This window comes from Streptosporangium minutum (assembly GCF_002149035.1).
GTDB classification, from domain to species: domain Bacteria; phylum Actinomycetota; class Actinomycetes; order Streptosporangiales; family Streptosporangiaceae; genus Streptosporangium; species Streptosporangium minutum.
In genome coordinates, this window is the sequence record NZ_NGFP01000441.1 from 1 (window position 1) to 3,181 (window position 3,181).

At 68.5% G+C, this 3,181-nt stretch carries 3 protein-coding genes; 1 reads left to right on the forward strand and 2 read right to left on the reverse strand.

The window, feature by feature from the left end; translation table 11 throughout:
* Nucleotides 1-556 precede the first annotated feature (556 nt).
* Nucleotides 557-1,252 carry a hypothetical protein gene (locus CA984_RS43250; RefSeq protein WP_133061972.1) on the forward strand — a complete coding sequence of 232 codons (696 nt, stop codon included), beginning with the start codon at nucleotides 557-559 and terminating at the stop codon, nucleotides 1,250-1,252.
* A gap of 117 nt (nucleotides 1,253-1,369) precedes the next feature.
* On the opposite strand, the gene CA984_RS43255 is transcribed toward CA984_RS43250, so the two are convergent.
* The gene (locus CA984_RS43255) at nucleotides 1,370-2,440 is read right to left on the reverse strand and encodes a transposase domain-containing protein (protein ID WP_165781642.1); all 1,071 of its coding nucleotides are present in this window, start codon (nucleotides 2,438-2,440) and stop codon (nucleotides 1,370-1,372) included.
* A gap of 138 nt (nucleotides 2,441-2,578) precedes the next feature.
* On the reverse strand, nucleotides 2,579-3,181 hold a 603-nt coding region (locus CA984_RS43260), incomplete at its 5' end, for an MmyB family transcriptional regulator (RefSeq protein ID WP_479725547.1).

Here is a 3,181-nt window from a genome sequence, read left to right on the forward strand (position 1 = left end):
GGCCGCAACCGCGCGAGCCGGGGCAATCGTTGACTCAAGCGCTTGGTTGTTTTGGCGGATCATCCGGAAAACTCCCTTATCGCAGTCGATGGCCGGAGGCGGCCGGCGGAGATTTCCGCTGGTCGAATTGTTTGTCGGGCGCCGGCGGGGCGTCCGTGCCCGGAGCGTCACGCCGAGGCCTGGTCGGCCGTGCCGTATTAAGCGGTCCGGCGCGTGTCCGGCGTGATTGGAATGAACGTGGCACCGTGCGGTGCTTTACGGTCTCCGGGTGGGGGCCGGGGCTCGGGGAAGGGCGCCTCCGCCGSCGCTGAACCACTGCCCTGAGCTGCGGTGACAACATTTCGGAACGGTTCTGTGCGCGGTGTGCGGGGAGCGGCGGGATTACCGTTGATTCACCGGCCGGCGGTTTTTGCCGCGCGGCGCTTATCTCAACAGATTCTCATGGATTTACGATGCGAAATCGTCGCCTGACGGAGGTGTTTGACACGGAGATATTGACTCAAGATATGCGGCTATCTACTCTCGCGATGTCCGGCAAATTACAGAGGAGTGGTCGATGAAACGTCTCCGAAACCTCGTTCTCGCCATGACCGCCGTCGTACTGGCACTCGCGTTCGTCCCGACCTCCGCTTGGGCGGGCACCACCCAGATCCACAGGAACGACCAGTTCGGCGCGCTCTACTCCGGCAAGGTCCGGGCGACGCTGATCGGCAACGTATCGATCACCACCTCACTCGCCACCGCCACCTGTAACGTCGGCGTCATCGACGGCACCGTGCAGTCGAACGGCACCGCGCTGAACGTCTCGGCCTACAACTTCAGCAACAACCCCGGCCCGCAGTGCCCCAACAGCGCCGGCGGCCAGTCCAGCGTGTCCGCGGTCGGGCTCCCCTGGAACGGCGGCAACGTCACCTACGCCCCGGTGATCCCTGGACGCGACGGCACCCTGACCATCAGCGGCGTCAAGGTCACCTCGGTGAGCACCGGCTGGTTCGGCACCATCAGCTGCACCTACAGGGGCTCCGGCGCCGGCAACAGCCTCGTCCTGGACGCCTTCAACTCCACCAACGCCAACCGTCCGGTCATCGGGGTGGTCCAGGCCCAGGCCAGGGCGGTCAACTACACCCTCAACAAGGACAGCGGCAGCTTCCTGTGCCCCTCCACGGCCACCTACAGCGCCACCTTCCAGCTTCTCGGTGAGACCGTCGCCAACTCGGGCGTCTACGACCAGAAGCTCCACCTCACCGCCTGAGATCCGGGCGCTTCCCGAGATCCGCCGGGCGGTCCCGTCCGCCCGGCAGGGCCGGCCCGCCTCTCCCGCGCACGCGGGGGAGGCGGGCCGCGACGTCTGCGGACCGCGAGGTCCGGGTCAGACGCGAGCACACGTGCACGACGCCCCCGCGTGGCTGGTGGCCTGACATGTCAGCTCGCGCATGGCCTGGTAGACGCAGAGCAGGGCCCAGATCTCCTGCGCCACCATCTCCGGGCTCCTCGACCGCAGCGTGATCGCCGGAGCTCTGCGGCCGGAGTGGAGCCAGGCCAGCGCGCTGTCCATGACCCATCGCTCGGCGTAGCGCGCCGCCAGCTCCGACGCGGACGCCTGCCTGGGGTCGACCAGCGTTGTGATCAGCCATTCCGCGCCGGGAAGGGGGATGACCCGGAGCGGAGCGCCTCCCAGGCCGGCCGGCCTGGACAGGTAGGACCCGTCCTCGAAGCTGCGTCCGACGGGCAGCGCGTCGGCCCCGGTGACCCCCCACAGCAGGTGCGTGCCGGTCTCGACCGCCTGGCGCCACAGCTCCAACCCCCAGGGGCCGGAGCGGGCGAGCAGCAGCATGTCGGACTCCAGGCACCGCAACAGCCGCCGGGCCAGGATGTGCTCCTCCACGGCCGAGCTGCCGAACGTCGCGTCGATCAACGCGTGCGTGCCGTTCTCCGCCACGGCCACCACACGGACGCGGGGGAACCGGGCCGCTCCGTCCGGATAGCCGAACGCCGAGTTGTCGCGGGTCTCGGGGACCGCCAGGGTGGTGCCGTCCATCGTGACCGGCCGGAGGCCGGCCAGCCACGACCGGGAGGTCCGGGGTTCCGCGACGGGCCCGGTCACCCGGTAGAAGAGCACGCGCAGGGGCTCCGCGCCGAGCCGTGCGCGGGCCCGGCTGATCGCCGAGGCGCTGGGGGGCTCCCAGGTGTAGACCCAGCGCGACCGCCACGCCAGCCCGTTCAACAACAGGCGCATCACCTGGTCATAATTCTTGTCAGAGAACAGGCGAAGAGCCAGCACGTAATAAATCGTCAGCCGGGCCGGCAGCGCCCGTCGCCGTCTCTCCGCGCATCCGCTGACCCCTACCACCTCGTCGAGCAGCGATACCGGAAAGACCGAGGTGAGAAAACCGATCGACAACTGATCTGCCAGCCGCCCATTGTCTGACGGAGTCTTCACGTGCGTAACTTTGCCGGAAAAGAAGGCGTATGACGTTGTAAGCAAGTGCTTGTGTTTTTAACCGAACCGCTTCGAGATTGACAAGTGATATAGGCCGGATGAAAGCGCTGTCACAGGCGACACATCGGCACCGGCGGGCTACGTCCCGTGGCCCTGGACGTCGTGCCGCAAGCCGGTGACCGGAGGGTGGGGGGCCGTCCAGGTCGCCAGGAGTCGGAGGGCCTCCTCCGAGGGGCTGCCGGGCGCGGTGGTGTAGACGCACATCGTCTGGTCGGCGTCGCCGGGGAAGGTGACCGACTCGTAGGACAGGACGAGCTCACCGACGACGGGGTGGTGGTAGCGCCTGGTGCCGTGGGTGCGTTCGCGCACGTTGTGATCGGCCCACCAGGTACGGAACTTCTCGCTTTTGACGGCGAGCTCGCCGACGAGCTCGGCGAGCTGGGGGTCGTCGGGGTGGCGTCCGGCGTCCAGGCGGAGGACGGCGACGGTCTCGGCGGCGACGCCGTCCCAGTCGACGTGCAGCTCGCGTGCGGTCTCGTCGAGGAACATGTAGCGGGCCATGTTGCGTTCGCGCTGCGGCAGGGCGTCGAAGTCGGTGACCAGGGCGCGGGCGAGGCGGTTGGAGGCCAGGACGTCCATGCGCCGGCCGAAGACGAACGCGGGGGCGGCGCCCGCGAGAGCGTCCAGTATGCGGTGCAGCCCGGGGCGCACGCGCTGCGGCCGGGCTGCACCGCATACTGG